This is a genomic window from Streptomyces scabichelini, assembly GCF_011045015.1.
GTDB classification, from domain to species: Bacteria; Actinomycetota; Actinomycetes; order Streptomycetales; family Streptomycetaceae; genus Streptomyces; species Streptomyces scabichelini.
In genome coordinates this window covers 1-22,150 of the sequence record NZ_JAAKZY010000175.1, presented here as the reverse complement: position 1 = coordinate 22,150, position 22,150 = coordinate 1, and the positions used below count along the sequence as shown (strand labels likewise).

21 protein-coding genes are annotated in these 22,150 nt (G+C 67.9%); 9 read left to right on the top strand and 12 right to left on the bottom strand.

What is annotated here, in order from left to right:
• The 4 genes from cydD to hisC all read right to left on the bottom strand — a co-directional run.
• Positions 1-1,178 (bottom strand): thiol reductant ABC exporter subunit CydD (cydD, locus tag G5C60_RS37795; protein WP_165266405.1); only part of this gene is annotated, 1,178 nt, incomplete at its 3' end.
• A gap of 121 nt (positions 1,179-1,299) precedes the next feature.
• Positions 1,300-2,304: a cytochrome d ubiquinol oxidase subunit II gene (cydB, locus tag G5C60_RS37790; RefSeq protein ID WP_165266403.1), complete on the bottom strand. Its 1,005-nt coding sequence runs from the start codon at positions 2,302-2,304 to the stop codon at positions 1,300-1,302.
• 20 nt (positions 2,305-2,324) lie between these two features.
• Positions 2,325-3,833 carry a cytochrome ubiquinol oxidase subunit I gene (locus G5C60_RS37785; protein WP_165266401.1) on the bottom strand — a complete coding sequence of 503 codons (1,509 nt, stop codon included), beginning with the start codon at positions 3,831-3,833 and terminating at the stop codon, positions 2,325-2,327.
• 278 nt (positions 3,834-4,111) lie between these two features.
• Entirely contained in the window at positions 4,112-5,191 is a 1,080-nt protein-coding gene (gene hisC, locus G5C60_RS37780) for a histidinol-phosphate transaminase (RefSeq protein ID WP_165266399.1), read from the bottom strand.
• A gap of 408 nt (positions 5,192-5,599) precedes the next feature.
• On the opposite strand from hisC, the gene G5C60_RS37775 reads away from it, so the two are divergent.
• From G5C60_RS37775 to G5C60_RS37765, 3 genes are all read left to right on the top strand, one after another.
• Complete coding sequence (locus tag G5C60_RS37775; RefSeq protein ID WP_165266397.1) at positions 5,600-6,712, top strand: LacI family DNA-binding transcriptional regulator; 1,113 nt, start codon at positions 5,600-5,602, stop codon at positions 6,710-6,712.
• A gap of 203 nt (positions 6,713-6,915) precedes the next feature.
• Positions 6,916-8,067 (top strand): metallophosphoesterase, encoded by a 1,152-nt coding sequence (locus G5C60_RS37770; RefSeq protein ID WP_165266395.1) that lies wholly within the window; start codon positions 6,916-6,918, stop codon positions 8,065-8,067.
• A 183-nt stretch (positions 8,068-8,250) separates the two neighbouring features.
• The gene (locus tag G5C60_RS37765) at positions 8,251-9,120 is read left to right on the top strand and encodes a hypothetical protein (RefSeq protein WP_165266393.1); all 870 of its coding nucleotides are present in this window, start codon (positions 8,251-8,253) and stop codon (positions 9,118-9,120) included.
• A 91-nt stretch (positions 9,121-9,211) separates the two neighbouring features.
• Here G5C60_RS37765 and G5C60_RS37760 read toward each other — a convergent pair whose 3' ends face one another.
• The 3 genes from G5C60_RS37760 to thiC all read right to left on the bottom strand — a co-directional run bounded on the left by G5C60_RS37760 (position 9,212) and on the right by thiC (position 13,249).
• The gene (locus G5C60_RS37760; RefSeq protein ID WP_165266390.1) at positions 9,212-10,315 is read right to left on the bottom strand and encodes a hypothetical protein; all 1,104 of its coding nucleotides are present in this window, start codon (positions 10,313-10,315) and stop codon (positions 9,212-9,214) included.
• A gap of 182 nt (positions 10,316-10,497) precedes the next feature.
• Positions 10,498-11,322: an alpha/beta fold hydrolase gene (locus tag G5C60_RS37755; RefSeq protein WP_338146044.1), complete on the bottom strand. Its 825-nt coding sequence runs from the start codon at positions 11,320-11,322 to the stop codon at positions 10,498-10,500.
• 106 nt (positions 11,323-11,428) lie between these two features.
• A complete protein-coding gene (thiC, locus tag G5C60_RS37750) occupies positions 11,429-13,249 on the bottom strand; it encodes a phosphomethylpyrimidine synthase ThiC (RefSeq protein ID WP_165266386.1) in 1,821 nt (606 codons plus the stop codon).
• A 221-nt stretch (positions 13,250-13,470) separates the two neighbouring features.
• Between thiC and G5C60_RS37745 the strand changes: the two genes are divergently transcribed.
• The gene (locus G5C60_RS37745) at positions 13,471-14,901 is read left to right on the top strand and encodes a YibE/F family protein (RefSeq protein ID WP_165266384.1); all 1,431 of its coding nucleotides are present in this window, start codon (positions 13,471-13,473) and stop codon (positions 14,899-14,901) included.
• Positions 14,902-14,931: 30 nt separating this feature from the next.
• On the opposite strand, the gene G5C60_RS37740 is transcribed toward G5C60_RS37745, so the two are convergent.
• The 4 genes from G5C60_RS37740 to G5C60_RS37725 form a co-directional block, all read right to left on the bottom strand.
• Positions 14,932-15,372, bottom strand: a complete 441-nt coding sequence (locus G5C60_RS37740; RefSeq protein WP_165266382.1) for an SsgA family sporulation/cell division regulator — start codon at positions 15,370-15,372, stop codon at positions 14,932-14,934.
• Between the two features lie 99 nt (positions 15,373-15,471).
• Complete coding sequence (locus G5C60_RS37735; protein WP_165266409.1) at positions 15,472-16,185, bottom strand: IclR family transcriptional regulator; 714 nt, start codon at positions 16,183-16,185, stop codon at positions 15,472-15,474.
• A gap of 345 nt (positions 16,186-16,530) precedes the next feature.
• Positions 16,531-16,743 (bottom strand): DUF5326 family protein, encoded by a 213-nt coding sequence (locus G5C60_RS37730; protein ID WP_165266380.1) that lies wholly within the window; start codon positions 16,741-16,743, stop codon positions 16,531-16,533.
• Positions 16,744-16,902: 159 nt separating this feature from the next.
• Positions 16,903-17,220 carry a cupin domain-containing protein gene (locus G5C60_RS37725; protein WP_165266378.1) on the bottom strand — a complete coding sequence of 106 codons (318 nt, stop codon included), beginning with the start codon at positions 17,218-17,220 and terminating at the stop codon, positions 16,903-16,905.
• A gap of 48 nt (positions 17,221-17,268) precedes the next feature.
• On the opposite strand from G5C60_RS37725, the gene G5C60_RS37720 reads away from it, so the two are divergent.
• The 5 genes from G5C60_RS37720 to G5C60_RS37700 all read left to right on the top strand — a co-directional run bounded on the left by G5C60_RS37720 (position 17,269) and on the right by G5C60_RS37700 (position 20,977).
• On the top strand, positions 17,269-17,646 hold the full coding sequence (locus G5C60_RS37720) for a phage holin family protein (RefSeq protein WP_165266376.1): 378 nt from the start codon (positions 17,269-17,271) through the stop codon (positions 17,644-17,646).
• Positions 17,647-17,655: 9 nt separating this feature from the next.
• Positions 17,656-18,195 carry a low molecular weight protein-tyrosine-phosphatase gene (locus G5C60_RS37715; protein ID WP_165266374.1) on the top strand — a complete coding sequence of 180 codons (540 nt, stop codon included), beginning with the start codon at positions 17,656-17,658 and terminating at the stop codon, positions 18,193-18,195.
• On the top strand, positions 18,192-19,331 hold the full coding sequence (locus G5C60_RS37710) for a cystathionine gamma-lyase (protein ID WP_165266372.1): 1,140 nt from the start codon (positions 18,192-18,194) through the stop codon (positions 19,329-19,331). The genes G5C60_RS37715 and G5C60_RS37710 overlap by 4 nt, the downstream gene beginning before the upstream one ends.
• Positions 19,332-19,546: 215 nt before the next feature.
• Positions 19,547-20,452, top strand: a complete 906-nt coding sequence (locus G5C60_RS37705; RefSeq protein ID WP_165266370.1) for a LysR family transcriptional regulator — start codon at positions 19,547-19,549, stop codon at positions 20,450-20,452.
• 42 nt (positions 20,453-20,494) lie between these two features.
• Positions 20,495-20,977: an NUDIX domain-containing protein gene (locus tag G5C60_RS37700; RefSeq protein ID WP_165266368.1), complete on the top strand. Its 483-nt coding sequence runs from the start codon at positions 20,495-20,497 to the stop codon at positions 20,975-20,977.
• A 26-nt stretch (positions 20,978-21,003) separates the two neighbouring features.
• On the opposite strand, the gene G5C60_RS37695 is transcribed toward G5C60_RS37700, so the two are convergent.
• Positions 21,004-22,150: globin domain-containing protein (locus G5C60_RS37695; RefSeq protein ID WP_241267361.1), on the bottom strand; the 1,147-nt coding region annotated here is incomplete at its 5' end.

Genomic DNA, 22,150 nt, shown 5'->3' with positions numbered 1-22,150 from the left:
ATACCCACCCGCCCCAACGTGGGCTCCACGAACCCCAGCAGCACGTTCAGCAGCGTCGACTTGCCCACGCCGCTGGGCCCGACGAGCGCGACCGTCTCGCCGGGTTCGACTGTGAAGGACACGTCCGACACCGCGTCGGACGACCGCCCGGGGTACCGGACGGTCACTCCCTCGAAGCGGAGCCCACCGGAGGGCGGCACGGTCGCGGTCCCCGATGCCGGCACCGGCGTCTCCAGCACGGAGAAGATCTCCTCGGCGGCGGCCAAGCCCTCCGCCGCCGCGTGGTACTGCGCCCCCACCTGCCGCAGCGGCAGATACGCCTCGGGCGCGAGGACGAGGATGACCAGTCCCACGTACAGATCCATGTCGCCGTGGACGAGCCGCATCCCGATGGTCACCGCGACCAGCGCGACCGACAGCGTGGAGAGCAGTTCCAGCGCGAAGGACGAGATGAAGGCGATCCGCAGGGTCCGCATGGTCGCCTGCCGGTACTCCCCGGTGATCCGCCTGATCGACTCGGCCTGCGCCTTGGCCCGCCCGAACACCTTGAGCGTGGGCAGCCCCGCGATCACGTCCAGGAAGTGCCCCGAAAGCCGCGACAGCAGCTGCCACTGACGGTCCATCCGGGACTGTGTGGCCCAGCCGATGAGCACCATGAAGACGGGGATGAGGGGCAGTGTGCCGACGATGATCGCCGCCGACACCCAGTCCTCCGTGACGATCCGCGCGAGCACCGCCACCGGCACGACGACCGCGAGCCCCAACTGCGGCAGATAGCGCGAGAAGTAGTCGTCGAGCGCATCGACTCCGCGCGTGGCGAGCGCGACCAGCGACCCCGTGCGCTGCTCGCTCAGCCAACCTGGCCCCAGCGCGCCCGCACGCTCAAGAAGCCGTCCCCGCAGCTCTGACTTGACCGCCGCGCCGGCCCGGTGCGCGGCGAGTTCTGTGAGCCAGGAGACGAGCGCCCGGCCACCCGCGACGGCCACCAACAGCAGGAGTGGCGTGCGGAGTTCGGCGACCTCCAGCCCGTGCTGGAAGGCGCCGACCACTACCTCAGCGATGAGCATCGCCTGGGCGATGACCAGCGCCGCCCCGGCGGCGCCCAGCACGACGACCGCCACCAGGAAGAGGCGGGTGGCGCGGGCGTACCGGAGCAGTCGCGGGTCGATCGGTTTCACGTGAAACACACCCTCGGGTCAAGCAGGTGTGTTTCACGTGAAACACACCCTCTTCTCAACAGGCACGTTTCACGTGAAACATGCCCCTGGATTTGGCCGTCCGGATTCGGCATTGAGCAGCTCAGTGCGCAGCTTCGGCAATGTGCTGCGTACCGATCCGCTTGCGGAACACCCAGTACGTCCACGCCTGGTAGAGCACCACGACCGGTGTCGCGATCCCCGCACACCAGGTCATGATCTTCAGCGTGTACGGGCTCGACGAGGCGTTGGTGACCGTGAGGCTCCAGTCGTCATTGAGCGAAGAAGGCATGACGTTTGGGAAGAGCGTCAGGAAAAGCATCGCCACGGCGGCCACGATGGTGACTCCGGACAGTGCGAACGCCCAGCCCTCGCGCCCCGCCTGGTTCGCCCCGATCGCTGCGACCAGCGCGACCACCGCCACGATCAACGCCGCCAGGCTCGTGCCGTCGCCCTTGTCGGCCTGGGTCCAGCCCAGGAAGACCAGCGCGAGCACGGCCGTCACCACACCGAGCCGCAGCGCCAGCTTCCGCGCCCGCTCCCGGATGTCGCCCAGCGTCTTGAGTGCGGCGAACACCGCGCCATGGAAGGTGAACAGCGTCAGCGTCACCAGACCGCCCAGGATCGCGTACGGGTTGAGCAGGTCCCCGAGGTTGCCGACGTACTCCATGTCCCGGTCGATCTTCACGCCCCGCACGATGTTGCCGAAAGCCACACCCCACAGGAACGCCGGGATCAGCGAGGTCCAGAAGATCGCGCTCTCCCAGTTGCGCTGCCAGTTCTCCTCGGGCCGCTTCGCCCGGTACTCGAAGGCGACTCCGCGCACGATCAGGCAGACCAGGATGAGCAGCAGCGGCAGATAGAAGCCGGAGAAGAGCGTGGCGTACCAGTCGGGGAAGGCGGCGAAGGTCGCGCCGCCCGCCGAGAGCAGCCAGACCTCGTTGCCGTCCCAGACCGGTCCGATGGTGTTGATCAGCACCCGCTTCTCGGCCCGGTCACGGGCAAGGAGCTTGGTGAGGACACCGATCCCGAAGTCGAAGCCTTCCAGGAAGAAGTAGCCGATCCACAGGACGGCGATGAGGACGAACCAGACATCGTGAAGTTCCATGACTCTGCAGCTCCCTGGGCCTAGTAGGAGAAGGCCATCGGCTTGTCGGCGTCACGGGAGTCGCCGCCGATCTTGGTGGGCGGATTGAGGTCGGCTTCGGTGAGCTCGGGCGGTCCGGCCTTGACGTACTTCGCGAGCAGCTTGACCTCGATGACGGCGAGGATCGCGTAGAGCGTCGTGAAGACGATCATCGAGGTGAGGATCTCGCCCTGGGATACGCCGGGGGAGACCGCGTCGCGGGTCTGCAGCACGCCGTACACGACCCACGGCTGGCGGCCCATCTCGGTGAAGATCCAGCCCCAGGAGTTGGCGATCAGCGGGAAGCCCAGCGTGAGGATCGCGATGCGCCAGTACCACTTGGTGAGCGTCGGGCCGAGCGCCTTCTTGGGGAGCAGTACGAGATGCGGCACCTCGTCATCTCCCACGCGCAGGTGCTGCGGCAGCATGAACTTCTTCCGGGTCAGCCAGAGTCCGGCCAGGCCGATGGTGAGGGACGTCATGCCGAAGCCGATCATCCAGCGAAAGCCCCAGTACGCGACGGGGATGTTGGGCCGGTAGTCGCCGGGACCGTACTTCTCCTGCTCGGCCTTGTTGACGTCGTTGATGCCGGGGACGTACGAGCTGAAGTCGTCCTTGGCGAGGAAGGACAGCAGCCCCGGAACCTCGATGGCCACCTTGTTGTGGCCCTTGTCGACGTCCCCGTAGGCGAAGACCGAGAAGGGTGCGGGCGCCTCGCCGTCCCACAGCGCCTCGGCCGCGGCCATCTTCATCGGCTGCTGCTCATACATGATCTTGCCGAGCGTGTCACCGCTGATCGCGGTGAGCGTGCCGCCGATGACGACGGTGACCAGGCCGAGCCGCAGTGAGGTCTTCATCACGGGGATGTGCTTCTTGCGGGCCAGGTGGAAGGCGGCGATGCCGACCATGAAGGCGCCGCCCGTGAGGAAGGCCGCGGAGAGGGTGTGGAAGGCCTGGGCGAGCGCCGTGTTCTGGGTCAGGACCAGCCAGAAGTCGGTGAGTTCGGCGCGGCCCCGCTGCTCGTTGATCCGGTAGCCGACCGGGTGCTGCATCCAGGAGTTGGCCGCGAGGATGAAGTACGCCGAGAGGATCGTGCCGATCGAGACCATCCACATGCAGGCGAGGTGGATCTTCTTCGGCAACTTGTCCCATCCGAAGATCCACAGGCCGATGAACGTGGACTCGAAGAAGAACGCGATCAGGGCCTCGAAGGCCAGCGGGGCGCCGAAGACGTCACCGACGAAGCGCGAGTAGTCGGACCAGTTCATGCCGAACTGGAACTCCTGCACGATGCCTGTGACGACGCCCATCGCGATGTTGATCAGGAAGAGCTTCCCCCAGAACTTGGTCGCCCTGAGGTACTTCTCGTTCCCCGTGCGCACCCATGCGGTCTCCAGGCCGGCCGTGAGCGCGGCGAGGGAGATGGTCAGGGGGACGAAGAGGAAGTGGTAGACGGTGGTGATGCCGAACTGCCATCGCGCCAGGGTCTCCGGCGCCAAAGCCAGGTCCACGTCGTCATTCTCCTTACGTCGCCGTGGTCACAGCGGCAGTTTGTCCCGCTTGTCGCACACATCACGGGATCAACCGGGCAAGCTTGTGAACGCGTTCACATTCACAAGCAATTATGACGCATGGCCGTTCGAGGCACGAGGGCCGGGGGGTCCCTAAGCGTGGACCGTTCGCCCCCTGGCACGAAAGGGCAGGTCAGGCCGTTGTGATGCGAAGGAGCGCGGGCGGTCGGCAGAGCCCCGTCCACGACGGCGCTCTGCCGACCGCCCGCGCCGCCAATCTAGAGCTCCTTGCGGAACCCCTCCGTCGTCTTCAGGAAGATGTCGTTCGCCTCGGTCTCGCCGATCGTCACGCGCACGCCCTCCCCCGGGAAGGGACGCACGACGACACCGGCCTGCTCACAGACCGCCGCGAAGTCGACCGTGCGCTCGCCGAGCCGCAGCCAGACGAAGTTCGCCTGCGTCTCGGGCACCGTCCAGCCCTGTCCGCGCAGCGTCTCGACCACCCGGTTGCGCTCGCACACCAGCGAGCCCACCCGGCCGAGGAGCGCGTCCTCGGCGCGCAGGGAGGCAACCGCCGCGTCCTGTGCGAGCTGGCTCACGCCGAAGGGCACGGCGGTCTTGCGCAGCGCCGCCGCCACCGGCTCATGGGCGATCGCGAAGCCCACCCGCAGACCGGCGAGACCGTACGCCTTGGAGAACGTACGCAGGACACACACGTTCGGCCGCCGACGGTAGATCTCGACGCCGTCCGGCACCTCGGGATCGCGCATGAACTCCCGGTACGCCTCGTCGAGGACCACGAGGACATCGCTCGGCACCCGGTCGAGGAACCGTTCCAGCTCGGCCCGGCGCACCACGGTGCCGGTGGGGTTGTTGGGATTGCAGACGAAGATCAGCCGCGTCCGGTCGGTGACCGCGTCCGCCATCGCGTCGAGATCGTGCACGTCCCCCGGCGTCAACGGCACCCGCACCGACGTCGCCCCGCTGATCTGCGTGATGATCGGGTACGCCTCGAAGGACCGCCAGGCGTAGATCACCTCGTCACCGGGACCGCTCGTGGCCTGCACCAGCTGCTGGGCGACCCCGACCGAGCCCGTGCCGGTGGCCAGATGCGTGAGCGGCACCGCGAAACGGTCCGCCAGCTCGCTCATCAGCGCCGTGCACGCCATGTCCGGGTAGCGGTTGAAGGATCCCGCCGCCGCGGCCACGGTCTCCATCACCCCGGGCAGCGGGGGATACGGGTTCTCGTTGGAGGACAGCTTGTACGCCACCGGACCGCCGGCCGCGGCGGGCTTGCCCGGCTTGTAGGTGGGGATACCCTCCAGCTCGGCACGCAGCTTGGGGCTCGTCTCGCTCACCGCAGTCCTCCTCGTCACCACCACCGGATGACCACCACCGGCTTCCAATACTCCTCACCTTAAGAGGATTCGGCGCCGCTGCGTATGGCTCGGGACCGACCGCTCAGGAAGCTCCCGGGCATCGGCCCACGAAGGCGTACGAAATGGGGGGCGCGCCGCCACCCTGCCCTCGCGCCGGTGGCTCACTCCGTGGCGCGCATCCCTCGTGCAGGTGAGTTGAGACCTCTTCGAAACATGACCCCTTTGGCAGGCCCATGCGCGTCGACAAGTGACGTACTGTCATTGAATCGCTCAACTACCTTATATTCCAAGCCAATTGACCGCTCTCGACCATGCAGAAACGTGCCTGTCAACGAGTGAATATGCGTCCGCACTACCCCACCACATGAGCCCTACTATCGGCTCGCCATGACAGCAGCAGGGAAGCACCAGGTGAGCCGGGCGGAGACCTCCCGTCGAGGCAGTCGGCCGGGCCGGGCGGGCATCAGAGATGTGGCCGCGGCCGCCGGAGTCTCCATCACGACCGTGTCCGACGCGCTCAACGGCAAGGGCCGGCTCCCGGACGCCACCCGACGCCATGTCCGCGAGGTCGCCGACCGGCTGGGCTATCGCCCCTCCGCCGCGGCCCGAACGCTCCGTACCGGAAAGTCGGGCCTCATCGGCCTGACCGTCACGACCTACGGGGATGAACCTTTCACCTTCACGGAGTTCGCGTACTTCGCGGAGATGGCCAGAGCCGCCACCTCGGCCGCGCTCGCCCGGGGCTACGCCCTGGTCATCCTCCCCGCGACCTCCCGCCACGACGTGTGGTCGAACGTGGCCCTGGACGGGACCGTGGTCATCGACCCGTCCGACCACGACCCGGTCGTCACCGAACTGGTCCGCCAGGGTTTACCGGTGGTCTCCGACGGGCGGCCGGCCGGCTCGCTGCCGGTGACCGCCTGGGTGGACAACGACCACGAGGCCGCGGTCATGGGCATCCTCGACCATCTGGCCGATGCGGGCGCCCGCCGGATCGGTCTGCTCACCGGAACCTCCACGGACACGTACACGCATCTGTCGACGACCGCGTACCTGCGCTGGTGTGAGCATGTCGGCCAGGAGCCGGTGTACGAGGCCTACCCGGCGCACGATCCCTGCGCGGGAGCCGTCGCCGCCGACCGGCTGCTCGCCCGGCCCGACCGGCCCGACGCCGTGTACGGGCTGTTCGACCCGAACGGCACCGACCTCCTCGCGGCGGCCCGCCGTTACGGCCTGCGCGTACCGGACGATCTGCTGCTCGTGTGCTGCAGCGAGTCGGCGGTGTACACCAACACCGAGCCGCCCGTCACGACTCTTTCACTCAAGCCGCGCCACATCGGCACGGCCGTGGTCCAGCTCCTCATCGACGCCATCGAGGGGGTCGAATCGGACCAACCGGTCGAGCAGGTGATACCCACGGAGTTGATCGTGCGGACCTCCTCCGAGCGGCGGCCGCCGCGTACGACCGTCAGCCCGCCCCGGTCACCGGAGGAGGAGTGACGTCCGGTGGTGACACCTGGCGGAAAAGCACCTCCCAATTCGGGAGAAAACCACGGTGAACCGGGGTCCTGCCCCGATTCACCACCCCTGGGTCATCACATGGCGCGATCCGCATTCCTATGATGGGCGCACGACACCGCGGGCCGCTGCGACCAGGCAGTCCGATGCGGTGCAGATGCGGCGCGATGGTGGTGGAGGGGTCGATGACTCAGGGGGCCGGTCAGGGACCCGAGATGCGGACGCCGACGGTGCGCGACTTCCGCGTGCCGGCGTACGTCCACGAGGCCGATCCGTACGCGCTGCCCTCCGGCCCGTACCCCGAGCCTGGTCCTCATGGGCAACAGCCGCCTCCCGCGTACCAGATGCCTCCCGGTGAGGGCGCCAGACCAGGCGAGGACATCGAGGGCGTCGAGAGTGTCGCGGGTGTCGAGGGCTACACGCCGACGCAGCGCGACCTGCCCGTCATCAACCGCGGTGACACCCTTCAGGTGCCGGTCAGCACCGAAGCCGCGCCCGTCTCACAGCCCGTCGACGGGCCGGGTCCGCTGTACGTCGTCGGCGATGTGCACGGCTATCTCGACGAACTGGTCGCCGCCCTGCGCGAGAAGGGACTCATCGACATCGACGGCCACTGGTCGGCGGGCACCGCACGGCTGTGGTTCCTCGGGGACTTCACCGACCGCGGGCCTGACGGCATCGGCGTCATCGACCTCGTGATGCGGCTGTCCGCCGAGGCCGCCGCGGCCGGCGGCTACTGCAAGGCGCTGATGGGCAATCACGAACTGCTGCTGCTCGGCGCCAAGCGGTTCGGCGACACCCCCGTCAACTCCGGTGCGGGGACGGCCACCTTCCAGGCGGCCTGGCTGCTCAACGGCGGGCAGAAGACCGACATGGAGCGTCTCGAGGACGTACATCTCCAGTGGATGGCCCGCCTCGACGCGATGGAGGTGGCGGACGGGCACCTCCTGGTGCACTCCGACACCACCGCCTATCTCGACTACGGCGACTCCATCGAAGCGGTCAACGACACCGTCCGCGAAACCCTCACACGCAACGACGCGGACGAGTGCTGGGATCTCTTCCGCAAGTTCACCAAGCGCTTCGCGTTCCGCGACGACGGGGGCGCGCAGGCCGTGCGCGAACTCCTCGACATGTACGGCGGCTCCCGCATCGTCCATGGTCACAGCCCCATTCCGTACCTCCTCGGCGAGGTGGGCTCGGAGGACGACGACGATGCCGCGGGCCCCGTGGTCGAGGGACCGCATGTGTACGCCGACGGGCTCGCCATCGCGATGGACGGCGGCGTGACCATGGCCGGAAAGCTACTGGTCCAGCAACTGCCCCTGGATAGCTGAGCGTTCCCCGGGCAGGCGTTCTGCCATGGAGGACGGTGTCGGCGAGGGGGCAATTTCTGGAAACCCCCTGTCACCGTGTGCCGTCCCCGCTCTACCATCGGCTTATCCGTAGCAGGCTCCCCTCCGTTTCTGCCCGACGGCTCGTCAGCATGCCGAGCCCCAAGCCCTACGGAGCATCGGGGGATGCACATGAACAGCGTTCCGCAGCACCTGCTGAGCGAGGACCGCCAAGAGTACGAGCGGATCCTCGATGAGGCGCTGCGCTCCGCACCAAACCGTCCGGAACTCGCCGCTGTCGGCCAGCGACTCAACCCCGAGCAGCTGCGCACGATGGCGCTCAACGCCTCCGCTCTCATCGCGGCGGCCGCGGCAACCGAATACCAGCACTACGTGAAGGTCCGTGAGGAACTGCGCCAGCCGGCGCCGTCCACCCCACGCGTCCGCGAAGGATCCGGCTCCACGGAGCCGGGCACGAGCGCGGTGGGGCTCGCCGCCACCATGGGGGAGGCCGCCGAGACCGCCGGGGCGGGCGCCGTCGCCGTCGCCGCGGTACTCACTCCCGTCCTCGCCGGCACAGCTTCGGCGATCTTCCTGCTCGTCGGCTACCTCTTGAAGATGCTCAACCCCGAGCCGGCGTTCGCCCAGACCCTTCTCACCACCGGCTGGGTCTTCGGCGCCGTGACCGCGGCCGCGATCCTGATCGCCGCGGTCGGTCTACTGCTCACCGCCCTGCGCAACGGCGCGAGCTCGCTCCAGGCCGGCGCGCACGGTGAACGCAACGAGGAAGTGACCCGAGCCAGGGAAGCCTGGCACGAGGCCCTCCTGGAGCGCGGCATCATGCCGTTCCTCCGGGAGGCACTCGCCGACCCGGGCACAGCGGCCCTCGGCCGTACGACACCGCCGCAGCCGACCAGCCGAATCCCCCAACTCGGCTACAACCGCCCGGGCTTCAGCAGCCCCGACGGCGGCCCCGCGGCAGGCCCCCGCCCCAGCTACTCGAGCCCGGACTTCTCGAGCCCGGACTTCGGGGGACCGGAGCATCAGCCGGAATGACGCCCTACCGGCCGACGGACGGAGTGACCTGGACAGCGTGACTGGGCAGCGTGACTGGGCAGCGGTGGGCCCGGGTGGGAGAGGCGGCCGTTCAGAGCCGCCGGACCACCTGGGCCTCGGCCCGTTCCACCGGCGTACGGCCATGGACATGGACCAGCGCCAGGTGGAACAGGGCTGGTGCCAGGGGCGCCCACCGGTGAATCCGGTCCGCGCGCAGCAGATACCTCGCGACGTCGCCCGCGCGGAAGGGAACGTAGTCGATCGTCTGGTGCTCCCAGCGGTCGGCCACGCCCCGGCTCATCCGGCCCTGGAGGCCTTCGCCGGTCAGCTCCTTGAGGCGTGCGTAGAAGTGCGCGCTCCAGTGACGCCGTTCCACGTCCAGTGCGAAGGCCAGTTGCACGAGTGAGTACTCGTGGGGCTCCAGCGACAGTTCCTCCCGCATCCCGCGGCGGGAGACGGCGTGGAGGTCTGGTGCGCTCCTGCCGGAGGAATCTATGTGCCGTGACATCCCTTCGTTGACGGAGGAGTTCCACACGCCGGGCGCCATTCTGACGCGGTCGCTGCGCCGGCTGACGACCAGCAGGTCATCGGCGGTCACCACCGCGACGTTGACGGCGAAGCTGCACTGCAGGAACGCCGGTGCCGCGAGCGGCTTGTCCGGGTCGAGGTAACGGCTGCGAGGGGTCGTACCGTCGGGAAGGCGGCGATCGAGTTGCTGCGCGGCGAGGAACGTGTAGTAGTCGGTCGGCCGCAGCCGCAGATGGACCACGGGGTGCTCGGCGAGCGCCGTCCGGGAGATGTCGAGCGACTCGACGGCATACCGCGGACCGTTCCACACCGGTGTCCGGCTCTCCCTCCGCAGTTGCTCGCTTTCCGCCTCGATCTCGCTCCGCCAACCCGCCATGTCGTCGGGAAGAACAACCTCCTCGTCGTGTACGTGGATGTGGACTCCCTCGGCTGCGATCGGCGTTTCGCCGTCTCCCTCCACGATCAGTGCGGAGGTGTGGAGAGGCCCGAGGGAGAAGGTCCGCCAGGCCGGGCTCGTCTCCTCGCGTGCCCGAAGACCGCGCACCGCGCTGGCCGAACGCCTGCGCAGCCGGTACCAGGCGTCCTGCAACGGCTGCTGGAACAGCGTCGCGAGCACCATGCCGATCACGGCCCCGACCACTCCGTTGGCCACATCGATTCCGCCCATGCCACGGAGGCTAGACAGATCGATCAAGCACCGGGCGATCTTGCCTCTTCCGTTACCGCACCGCCCCACAACGTTCCGCGAGCACACCCATCAGGCGCTGAGACGAGTACTCGGTCCCGTCCTCTCCAGGAACAACGCTTGGCGACGGATTCCGGATTCAGTTGGTGGTCATTCGCCCCTCCTCACCTCTCTGAGGGGAACCCGGCGGTGAGGTAGTCCGACAGCTGCCCCGGTGCGTCTTCCTGGAGGAGGTGGCCCGCGCCCTCGATCCAGTGCAGATCGGCGTGCGGTATGCGCGCGTGCAACCAGTCGGCGTATCTCGGGGGGAGGATGCGGTCCTCACGGCCCCAGATGAGGCGCACCGGAAGGGACATCCCGCTCAGAAGGTTCTCGTACTCGGCGGTGTCCGTCTGCCTGATCTGGCGGTACTGGCGGTAGAACGCGGCCTGCCCTGCGGCCCCCCGCCACGGTGCGAGGAACGCGTCGAGGACTTCTGGCCGGAAGCCGATGTGTGTGGCGTGCCGCATATGACTGGCGACCAGCGCTTCGTGAGCGTAGTCCGGAAGCCGCTGGAAGACGTCCGCATGCTCCAGGATGAGCTGGAAGAGCCCTCCCTCCCACTCACCGCCGCTCACCGCATCGAAGAGGGTCAGGTCCCGGTAGCTCCTCTCCTCCAGCAACAGCGTCCGCAGTGCCACGGCCCCGCCGATGTCGTGGGCGACGACGCTGGGGCGGGACAGCTCCCAGTGTTCGAGGAGCCGGGCAAAGTTCCTCGCGTGAGCCGCCAGGCTGAGGTCCTGGCCCTCACGCTGGTCCGACTGGCCAAAGCCGAGAAGGTCGAAGACGAAGACCGTGCGAGTACGGGCCAGCGCTGGAGCGATGTCCCGCCAGAGAAAAGAGGAATACGGGGTGCCGTGTACCAGCACCACCGGATCTCCGCTGCCGAGGGCTCTCCATCGCACTGTCCCGTCAGGCGTCTCGAACTCCTCGCCCAGTGTCCAGTTCACCCCTGTTCTCCTCTTCTGCGGCATGACGAACACCTTTTTGCAACAGGTCGCAAGCCCAAGCAGGAGCCCGAGGGGGCGGGCCAGACGGTCTGCCCCCTCGGCACTTTCAGTCAGCCAAGGGCAGGTACACCCGGTTCCCGCTCGCCGCGAACTCCTTCGACTTCTGGAGCATCCCCTCGGCGACTTCCTCGGGTGAGGCTCCCTCCGCCGCGTCGCCACCGAACTGCTCTGTGATGCTCTGGCTGATCTTCATCGAGCAGAACTTCGGTCCGCACATCGAGCAGAAGTGGGCCGTCTTGGCGGGTTCCGCAGGAAGCGTCTCGTCGTGGAACTCGCGGGCCGTGTCCGGGTCGAGGGCCAGGTTGAACTGGTCCTCCCAGCGGAACTCGAAGCGGGCGTCGGACAGCGCGTCGTCCCATTCCTGCGCACCTGGGTGGCCTTTGGCGATGTCGGCTGCGTGGGCGGCGATCTTGTAGGTGATGACGCCGGTCTTGACGTCGTCACGGTTGGGCAGGCCCAAGTGCTCCTTGGGCGTGACATAGCAGAGCATGGCCGTGCCCCACCAGGCGATCATCGCGGCACCGATGCCGGAGGTGATGTGGTCGTACGCCGGCGCGACGTCCGTCGTCAGCGGGCCGAGCGTATAGAACGGAGCTTCATCGCAGATCTCCTGCTGAAGGTCGATGTTCTCCTTGATCTTGTGCATCGGGACATGTCCCGGGCCCTCGATCATGGTCTGTACGTTGAAACGCTTGGCGATCGTGTTGAGTTCCCCGAGCGTCCTCAACTCCGCGAACTGAGCCGCATCGTTGGCGTCCGCGATCGAGCCGGGCCTGAGGCCGTCGCCGAGCGAGTACGTGACGTCGTAAGCGGCCAGGATCTCGCACAGCTCTTCGAAGTTCTCGTAGAGGAACGACTCCTTGTGGTGCGCGAGGCACCAGGCCGCCATGATCGAGCCGCCGCGCGAGACGATGCCGGTCTTGCGGTTCGCGGTGAGCGGTACGTACGGCAGGCGCACGCCCGCGTGCACGGTCATGTAGTCCACACCCTGCTCGGCCTGCTCGATGACCGTGTCCTTGTAGATCTCCCAGGTCAGCTCCTCGGCGCGACCGTCGACCTTTTCCAGCGCCTGGTAGAGCGGAACCGTGCCGATGGGGACAGGGGAGTTGCGCAGCACCCACTCGCGGGTGGTGTGGATATTGCGGCCGGTGGACAGGTCCATGACCGTGTCGGCACCCCAGCGGGTCGCCCAGGTCATCTTCTCGACCTCTTCCTCGATGGAGGAAGTGACCGCCGAATTGCCGATGTTGGCGTTGACCTTCACCAGGAACCGCTTGCCGATGATCATCGGCTCGATCTCAGGGTGGTTGACGTTCGCGGGCAGCACGGCCCGCCCCGCGGCGATCTCCTCGCGTACGACCTCGGGGTCGACGTTCTCGCGGACCGCCACGAACTCCATTTCCGGTGTGATCTCGCCACGTCGTGCGTACGCGAGTTGTGTGACGGCCGCACCACCGCGGCCCCGGCGCGGCTGGCGCGGACGCCCCGGGAAGACCGCGTCGAGGTTGCGCAGTCCGCCGCGCGGCGAGGTGTGCTTGATCCCGTCGTCCTCGGGGCGGACGGGACGGCCCGCATACTCCTCGGTGTCGCCGCGGGCAATGATCCAGTTCTCGCGCAGCGGCGCCAGGCCCCTGCGAACATCGGTGTCGACGGTCGGATCGGTGTACGGGCCGGAGGTGTCGTACAGGGTGACCGAATGCCCGTTGGTGAGATGCACCTGCCGGACAGGCACCCGCAGGTCGGGGCGTGAGCCCTCGACATACGCCTTGTGCCAGCCGATGGACTTCCCGGCCTCGCCGTTCGCGGGCGGGGCAGACTCCCCGTCCGTGTGGCTGGAGGCAGGCGTGCGTACGTCCTTGTTGGTCATGAGACCTACTCCCTACGCCGGCATTACCCGGTAACAGGTTCGGCGGTCGACGCAGCGGCTTCCGTACGGCGATGTTCCACGTGAAACATCGCTGGGACGGAGGTCAGCGCCCTCTCAGCCCGGTGCTCCGAGCTCCCGCGTGTGCAAAAGGTCCCTCCACGCTAGCGTCATATTGGGCGCGCTGAACAGTGGGCCCCTTCCGTTCTTGCGATGATCGGTCGGTGACTACAACGCACCAGCCCCCGCTCCCCCCGTCCGAACCGCCCCACGGCCACGGCCCCGGTGACAGCCATGGCTCCGGTGACGGCCCTGGCAACAGCTATGCCCACGGTCATGGCCATGGCCCTCCCGCACCCGTGTCCCAACACTTGCGCAAGGTCATCGCCGCGGTACTGATTCCCTTCGCCACGGCGGTCGTCGTAGGACTCGCGGTGCTCTGGCCAGGCGGCGCCCCACCGCATGAACGCACCGGGGTCGGCTTCGACCGGCAGACCCAGCAGGCCACGGTGACCAAGGTCGACAAGGTGGACTGCAAGTCCGTCAACGCCTCGGGGGAGGCCCCGACCGGCGACACCTCGACCGCGGAGGGCTCCTCCGCGCAGCAGCAGGCGACCGGCACTTGCAAGAAGGCGACGGTCCGGGTCGACACCGGCAAGGACAAGGGCCGTACCTTCACGGAGATCGTCCAGCCGGACTCGTCGCGGCAGCTGAGCCAGGGGCAGGAGGTGATCGTGGCGTACGCGCCCGACGCCCCCAGGGACCTCCAGTACTCGGTCACTGATGTGAACCGCAGGCTCCCTATGGCGCTACTCGCGGGGATCTTCGCGCTCGTCGTGGTCGTGGTGGGCCGGATGCGCGGTGTCATGGCGCTGATCGCGCTGGCCGTCAGCTTCCTCCTTCTGACGTTCTTCATCCTGCCCGCGATCCTGCAGGGGTCGAATCCCCTGGTGGTTGCGGTCGTTGGAGCCAGCGCCATCATGCTGATCGCGCTCTACGCGTGCCACGGACTCTCGGCCCGTACGTCGGTCGCGGTGCTCGGAACGCTGCTCTCGCTGCTGTTGATCGGGCTGCTCGGCTCCCTGTTCATAGGCTGGGCCGCGCTCACCGGCAACACGGACGACAACACCGGTCTGATCCATGGCCTGTACCCATCCATCGACATGAGCGGTCTGCTGCTCGCGGGCGTCATCATCGGCTCACTCGGCGTACTCGACGATGTGACGGTGACGCAGACCTCGGCCGTCTGGGAGCTGCACGCGGCCAACCCGGCGATGGGCTGGCGCGGGTTGTACCGCGCGGGTATCCGCATCGGCCGGGACCACATCGCGTCCGTCGTGAACACGCTCGTCCTCGCGTACGCAGGCGCCGCGCTTCCGCTGTTGCTGCTGTTCTCGATCGCGCAGAGCGGCGTGGGGACGGTGGCCAACAGCGAGCTGGTTGCCGAGGAGATCGTGCGCACGCTCGTCGGTTCGATCGGCCTAGTCGCCTCCGTACCGGTCACCACGGCCCTGGCCGCTCTCGTGGTCTCGGCAGACCGCCCCGGCTCCGTGTCTCCGGCGCAGGCTCATACGCAGGCAGGAGCGCAGGAGCAGACCCAGGCAGGCACCAGGACGCCGGTCATCGGCGGGAAGGGCCGCCGTCGCAAGCGCTGAAGCGTTACGGCACTCTGAGCACCGTACGACTCAGCCCGCGCTCTGTTCCTCCGCCAGGATGCGGTCCAGGGCCTCGTCGAGATGTGTGTCGAAGTCGGCGAGGGAGTGCTCCTGCCCGAGTGGCACCAGCTTGTCCGTGCGGTCGAGGAACGCCACGAGCGGCACCGCACCACAGCGGAACAACGCCTGGTCGGCGCCCACCTGGAGGCGGATCAGCACATCGCCGAATCCCTCGGAGCCGGCGGGCGCGATGTGCACATCGCCGTCCCCACACGGCCGGCCCACGCCGTCGATCAGCAGCTCCCGCCCGAAGGCCCAGGTCACCGGAGCATCGCCGGGCAGGTGGAAGGTCAGCCGTACGGCATAGGGATCACAGGTCTCGTATCGCAGCTCCACCGGGATGCGGAAGGAGAGCTCCTCCGATACGAGAAAGCTCATCATGATCTCTGCCTGTACTACCGACTCGCGCATCGCCTACCCCGCCGTCTGCCGTCGACTGGCCAGGAACCATCCACCTGACACTGCTGGCATCTTGCTTAACGTACACGAGAGATCACAAGGAGTGAGTTTTCAGATGCTGATAGAGAGAGCGAGTGTCCCCGGCAGCCTGCCGATCTCGTTCTGCAACTGCCGTGCCGCGGGCAGCAGTCGGTCGGCATGGTGGGCCGGCAGAGAGATGGCCATCGAGCCGACCGTGGTGCCCGCCGTGATCGGAATCGCGGCGCAGACCGTCCCCAGCGCGTACTCCTGACGCTCGATCGTCGGCTGCGTGCGTTTCGATCCTTCGAGGCGCCGCAACAGAGCGTGATCGTCACGCACCGTGTACGGAGTGATCGACTGCACTGGATAGCGGTCGAGGTGCTCCCGACGGGCTTCTTCGTCGAGCTGGGACAGCAAGCACTGGCCGATCGCGTGGGCGTGCCCGGTCTCGCGGAAGTCGGCCCACTCCTCGACCGCCGGATTGGCCGGGGTGTCGGCGACGCACTGGACCTCGATCTCACCCTCTCGGTAGACCGCGTAGTACACGGGCACACCGATTGAGTCCCGCCACTGCGCGAGCGCGTCGACGACCTTGCTGCGACGTTTCTGCCGGGCAGCGCTGCTGCTGAGCCGCTCCGCCGCCTCACCGAGGAAGAACAGCCCTTTCTCACGGCGCAGATATCCCTCATACGCCAGAGTGCGCAGCAGGTGATAGGCCGTGGGCAGCGCGAGGTGAGCCTCGCGGGCCAGTTGCTTGGCGGGCGCCCCGTGCTCGTGCTGGGCGGCGGACTCCAGGAGGCGCATCGCGCGCTGTACGGATCCGATGAGTGTGGTGGAGTGGGGCTCGGTGGAGGAGACGTGCCGTTCTGGGGATGCGGTGTCAGCAGTGGCCAAGGGTCACTCCTTAGCGCGAGGGGGCCGCCCGTGCGGGGGTGACACGGGAGGGATCTGTGCGCCGCCCGCGGGGATCAACCCCGCGTCGATTTCCGGACTTTAACCGCCCGCCACCGCTTGCGGACGGCCTGCCGGGAAAACTTCCCTCCCCAGAGGGAACCGTTGATTCCTGTTATTGCCGACCGGTTGTCGGCAAGCCCCGGCGGAAGCCCATGTGCCCGCTTCCGCCGCGTACAAGATGCTTCGCCAGGCGCTCTACCAGTCGCTCCGTGACGACGAGCTCGACATGAACTTCCGTACGACGTAGATGAGCCCGCCGACCAGCGCCACGAACACCAGCAACTTAAAGAGCACGCCGATCACGAACCCGACGACGCTCGCTATCACGCCGCCGAACACGACGAGGGCGATGACCGGCACCGCAACCCACTTCACCCACCACGGCATCCCCGCGAAGATCTCTCGCATCGCCCTTGTTCCTTGTCTCTCTGCCCGTCCCCCGTGCTGACGGGTCGACGAGTCATGAATGTCCTGCCTTCGATGCTAGGCGCGGCAGGGGTGCCGATGGGGGTCTGGCACCCCTTGTCCTCCCCTGATCGTTCCCCTAGGGAACCCTGAGACGCGGCGTCAGCTCTCGGGCGGAGAGAAGACCACCAGGACCCGCAGATCCTCGCTGATGTGGTGGAACTTGTGGGCCACCCCCGCGGGCACGTAGACGACGCTGCCGCGCGCCACCTGGGTCGTCTCCATGCCCACCGTGATCGCTGCGCGGCCGCTCACGACGAAGTACACCTCGTCCTGGCGGTGTGGCTGCTGCGGGTCCTGCGTGCCCGCGTCCAGCGCGTACAGGCCGACCGACATGTTCTTCTCATGCAGAAACTGGAGATACGCACCGTCGTTCGCGGCGCGCTCCGCCTCCAGTTCGTCCAGCCGGAATGCCTTCATCGCCCTCGTCCGCACTCGTTACCGATCTCGTCTGCCACGATCAGACACATGAAGAATTTCGTAGTCAAGACGATCGCCAACGCGGGCGCTCTCGCAGTCGCCGTCTGGGTGCTCGACAAGATCACCCTGACCGGTGACAGCGGGGGCAAGAAGACCGGCACACTGCTTCTCGTCGCGTTGATCTTCGGCCTGGTGAACTTCCTGGTCAAGCCGGTGGTGAAGGTACTCACCTTCCCCCTGTTCATTCTCACGCTCGGCCTGATCACGCTGGTGATCAACGCCCTGATGCTGCTGCTCACCTCGTGGCTCGCGGACAAGCTCGACCTGAGCTTCCACGTGGAGGGCTTCTGGACCGCCGTCCTGGGCGGCCTGATCATCTCGATCGTCTCCTGGGCGCTGAACGTCGTCCTTCCCGACAAGGACTGAGTGGCCCTGATGCCCTATCGCGTGTGCTTCGTCTGCACCGGCAACATCTGCCGCTCCCCGATGGCCGAATCCGTCTTCCGCGCGCGTGTGGCGGAGGCCGGGCTCGACGGACTGGTCGAGGTGGACAGCGCCGGCACCGGCGGCTGGCACGAGGGAGACGGCGCCGACCCGCGCACCGTCTCCGTTCTGGTGACGAACGGCTACGAAAGCGACCATACGGCCCGGCAGTTCCGGGCTTCGTGGTTCTCCCGGCTCGACCTGGTCATAGCACTCGACAGCAGCCACCTGCATGCCCTGCGACGCCTCGCACCAACCTCGGAGGACGCGAAGAAGGTCCAGCTCCTGCGCTCGTACGCCCGCCCGTCGCCCGACCACACCTCAACGAGTGCTTTGCACGCCCCTTCTGAAGGCGTTGGGGACGATCTTGACGTACCCGACCCCTACTACGGAGGCATGGACGGCTTCGAAGAGTGCCTCGAGATGGTGGAAGTGGCGAGCGTCGGGCTGCTCGCCGCGGTTCAGAAGCATGTGGAGGGGCAAGCGGCATGACGGATTCCGTTACCGGGGTGGGTGACGGCACGCGCGCGGTGCGGGCCGGACTGCCGGACCCCGTCAAACACGAGCCGACCCTTCCAGGGCCGGTCTTCGCCGCCCATTACCACCTGCCGGGCGAGGTCACCGGCCCGTACGCATACGGCCGCGACGAGAACCCGACCTGGACCCACCTGGAGCGCGCCATCGGCGAGCTGGAGGCACCGGGCCAGGGCGGTGTCGAAACGCTCGTCTTCTCCTCCGGCATGGCGGCCGTCTCAGCGGTCCTCTTCTCTCAGCTGCGCGCCGGCGACACCGTCGTCCTGCCCAGCGACGGCTACCAGGTACTGCCGCTCGTCCGCGAGCAGCTCGAGGCGTACGGCATCGAGGTACGCACCGCGCCGACCGGCGGCGACGCCCAGCTCGGCGTGCTCGAGGGCGCGAAACTGCTGTGGATCGAGACCCCGTCGAACCCTGGACTCGACGTGTGCGACATCCGCCGGCTCGCCCGGGCCGCACGCGCGCGTGGCTGCCTCGTCGCCGTCGACAACACCCTGGCGACCCCGCTCGGCCAGCGCCCGCTGGAACTCGGCGCCGACTTCTCGGTGGCCAGCGGCACCAAGCAGCTCACCGGGCACGGGGACATCCTTCTGGGGTACGTCACTGGTGGCGGCGCCTCGGCAATGGCCGCCGTGCGGCGCTGGCGCAAGATCGTCGGGGCCATTCCGGGGCCGATGGAGGCCTGGCTCGCGCACCGTTCCATCGCCACGCTCCAGCTGCGCGTCGACCGGCAGAACGCCACCGCCCTGATGCTGGCCGAGGCGCTGCGTGACGTGGCCGAGGTGACGGGGCTGCGCTATCCGGGGCTGCCCGACGACCCCTCGTACAAGACCGCGTCACAGCAAATGAGGCGCTACGGGTGTGTGGTGTCGTTTTCGTTGCCCACGCGCGCGCGTGCCGACCGTTTTCTCGATGCGCTGCGCCTGGTGGACGACGCGACGAGCTTCGGCGGGGTGCGGTCCACGGCCGAGCGGCGCGGCCGCTGGGGCGGGGACGCGGTCGGGGAGGGCTTCATCCGGTTCTCTGTGGGCGCCGAGGACTCCGGGGACCTGGTGGCGGATGTGCTGCGTGCGCTCGACGAGTCGGCGCGGTGACGGCTTCCTGAGCAAACGTTCAGTAACCCGAAGCGTACGGCGGACGGTCCGAGCCTCCCCCCTCGTGGCTCGGACCGTCCCGGTTCCGCGCGCAAGAACCGCGCGACCAAGGCTAGTTGACTCTGTGTCAGTGTCCAATCACAGTAGCGACAGAGACCTATCGACTTATTTATAGTTGAGCGCTGCCGTGGGGCTGGAGAGAGGGGCGACACACCATGGATCTGGCCTTGCTGCGGACCTTCGTGACCGTGCACCGGGCCGGCTCCTTCACCCGCGCCGCCGCGCTGCTCGGTCTCTCGCAGCCGGCCGTCACCTCCCAGATCCGCACCCTGGAACGGCAGCTGGGGCGGCCGCTCTTTCTACGCCAGGCCCGCGGAGTGACCCCTACGACCATCGGCGACGAGCTCGCCCACAAGGCCGCACCGCATCTGGATGCCCTTGTTGAGATCGCTGAGACCGGCCTCGACGAGGCGTCCTCCATACGCACCCTTCATCTCGCCGGGCCACCGGAATTCACCGCCGAACGCGCCCTGCCGGCGCTGACGGAGCTCACCGGAGACGACGGCCAGGGCCTCGCGCTGCGCGCCTCCTTCGGCAACGCCGAGGAGACGCTGGAGGGACTCGCCGCCGGGCATCACGATCTGGCCATCAGTACGGCCCGTCCGCGCGGCGCCCTGCTCACGGCGACTCCGCTCTGCGACGAGGAGCACGTCCTGGTCGCCTCCCCGCGCTGGGAGGCCCGCATCGGCTCCGACAAGCTGCACTGCGAGAGCGCGCCCGCCCTCGAGAACTTCCCCGTGGTGGAGGTGCACGAGTCGCTGCCGTTCGTCGCCCGCTACTGGGCCGCCGTCTTCGACTCGCGCCCGGCCGCCTCGGGCACCGTCATCGTCCCCGACCTCCGCGCGGTCCTCGCCTGCGCGACCACCGGCGCGGGGCTCGCGGTGTTACCCCGCTACCTGTGCGCAACAGCCCTGGAGCGCGGCGACGTGATGGCACTGCTGGACCCCGCGGTGCCTCCCCTGCGTACGTACTTCCTGGTGGTACGCACCGGCACGCTCGCCATGCCGCATATCGCGCGGGCGCACGAATGGTTGCTTCAGGCCGCCAACGACTGGTCGTGAGGGAGATGTTTCACGTGGAACCCGCTGGGCCACATTTCTCCCATGACCGTCCGACCCGTGGTCAAGCGCACCGCCCGGGCCGTCCTGCTGGACGGCGATGACCTGATCCTGATCAAGCGAACCAAGCCGGGGGTAGATCCCTACTGGCTGACGCCCGGCGGCGGGGTCGAGCCGGAGGACACGACCGTCGTCGACGCGCTCCATCGTGAAGTGCACGAGGAACTCGGCGCCAAGATCACCGACGTGGTCCCCTGCTTCGTCGACACCGTCGAGCACATCGGCGAGGACAGCGGCTCGACCGGCGTGAAGGTGCAGCACTTCTTCGTCTGCCGTCTGGAGTCCATGGACCCCTCGCTGCGCCATGGACCCGAGATCGATGAGCCGAGCGGCGAGTACGAGATCGTACGCATTCCCTTCACCCGGGTGGGGATCGCTTCCGTCCATCTCGTACCGCTGTCGCTGCGGCATTACCTGGACGGGAACATTGAGGGCGTACTGGCGATGCACGCCCCTGACCTGGGGTGACGTCTCGCTCTTGCGTGGAAGGCCGGTCAGTCCACGGCCGCGACGAGTTCTTCCACCGAGTCGTGGCGGATCCGCTCGAACGGGATGCCGATGTCTCTCAGCGCGTGTACACCACTACGGATCATGCCGGGCGGGCCCGAGAGATACGCGTCGTACTCGTTCCACGGCCCGTATTCGCGTACGGCGTCGGGGAGCTGGAGATGTGCTTGCTGGTCGACGATGGGGCGGACCGCGAGCCAGGGGTGGATGTGCTGGAGCCGCAGCATGGTGTCGATGTCGTACAGGTCGTGATCGGTGCGGGCACCGTAGAAGACCTCGACCGGGCGCCGCTCACCGTGTTCGGCGACATCCTCGATGAGTGCCTTGATGGGGGCGATGCCGGTGCCGCCGCCGAGACAGAGCAGTCCGCTGTCGGTGGTGTGGTCGACGGTCATCGAGCCGGCGGGCGGTCCCAGCCGGATGATGTCGCCGGGCCGGGCGCGGTGCACGAGCGCGTTGGACACCCAGCCCGCCGGGACCGCCTTCACATGGAAGGACAGCAGCCCGTCGGAGCGGGGTGCCGAGGCAAAGGAGTAGTGCCGCCAGATCCGCGGCCACCAGGGGGTTTCCAGGCTGGTGTACTGCCCGGCGAGGAAGGGGTACGGCTGGTCGGGGCGAACTGTGATGACGGCGACATCGGGGGTTCTCAGGTCGTGTGAGACGACCTCCGCGTACCACGCGGCCGGGGCGAGCAGCTCGTCCGCGGCCGCGGCATCGATCATGATCTGCGAGATCGTCGTATACGTCCGGACCCAGGCGGCCTCGGTCTCCTCGTCCCAGATCGCCGAGGCGTACCGGCTCAGGGAGCCGATGAGGCATTCGCCGACGGCCGGGTAGTGCTCGGGACGGGTGCCGTATTTGCGGTGCCCACGGCCGAGGTTCTGCAGGTACGTGACCAGGACCTCGGTGTTGTCGATGTGCTCGGCTGCGATCAGCAGCGCCTTGAGCAGCCGGTCCCGCTGAGTGTCCATCGCGGCGGGGAACAGCTGGCGCAGGTCTGGGTGGCGCACGAAGAGCAGCGCGTAGAAGTACGAGGTGACCTTGTCGGCGACAGGGCCCACCTCGGCCATGGTGCGGCGCACCAGCACGGCGTCGCGGGAGGGGGGCCGGGCGGGCGCAGGAGCGGATCTCTGC

Bases quoted from the DNA above. Each gene is read 5' to 3' on its own strand.
- cydB (WP_165266403.1), bottom strand. From the start codon at position 2,304: ATGGAACTTCACGATGTCTGGTTCGTCCTCATCGCCGTCCTGTGGATC.
- G5C60_RS37775 (WP_165266397.1), top strand. From the start codon at position 5,600: ATGACAGCAGCAGGGAAGCACCAGGTGAGCCGGGCGGAGACCTCCCGT.
- G5C60_RS37770 (WP_165266395.1), top strand. From the start codon at position 6,916: ATGACTCAGGGGGCCGGTCAGGGACCCGAGATGCGGACGCCGACGGTG.
- G5C60_RS37765 (WP_165266393.1), top strand. From the start codon at position 8,251: ATGCACATGAACAGCGTTCCGCAGCACCTGCTGAGCGAGGACCGCCAA.
- G5C60_RS37760 (WP_165266390.1), bottom strand. From the start codon at position 10,315: ATGGGCGGAATCGATGTGGCCAACGGAGTGGTCGGGGCCGTGATCGGC.
- thiC (WP_165266386.1), bottom strand. From the start codon at position 13,249: ATGACCAACAAGGACGTACGCACGCCTGCCTCCAGCCACACGGACGGG.
- G5C60_RS37740 (WP_165266382.1), bottom strand. From the start codon at position 15,372: ATGCGCGAGTCGGTAGTACAGGCAGAGATCATGATGAGCTTTCTCGTA.
- G5C60_RS37735 (WP_165266409.1), bottom strand. From the start codon at position 16,185: ATGCGCCTCCTGGAGTCCGCCGCCCAGCACGAGCACGGGGCGCCCGCC.
- G5C60_RS37730 (WP_165266380.1), bottom strand. From the start codon at position 16,743: ATGCGAGAGATCTTCGCGGGGATGCCGTGGTGGGTGAAGTGGGTTGCG.
- G5C60_RS37725 (WP_165266378.1), bottom strand. From the start codon at position 17,220: ATGAAGGCATTCCGGCTGGACGAACTGGAGGCGGAGCGCGCCGCGAAC.
- G5C60_RS37720 (WP_165266376.1), top strand. From the start codon at position 17,269: ATGAAGAATTTCGTAGTCAAGACGATCGCCAACGCGGGCGCTCTCGCA.
- G5C60_RS37715 (WP_165266374.1), top strand. From the start codon at position 17,656: ATGCCCTATCGCGTGTGCTTCGTCTGCACCGGCAACATCTGCCGCTCC.
- G5C60_RS37710 (WP_165266372.1), top strand. From the start codon at position 18,192: ATGACGGATTCCGTTACCGGGGTGGGTGACGGCACGCGCGCGGTGCGG.
- G5C60_RS37705 (WP_165266370.1), top strand. From the start codon at position 19,547: ATGGATCTGGCCTTGCTGCGGACCTTCGTGACCGTGCACCGGGCCGGC.
- G5C60_RS37700 (WP_165266368.1), top strand. From the start codon at position 20,495: ATGACCGTCCGACCCGTGGTCAAGCGCACCGCCCGGGCCGTCCTGCTG.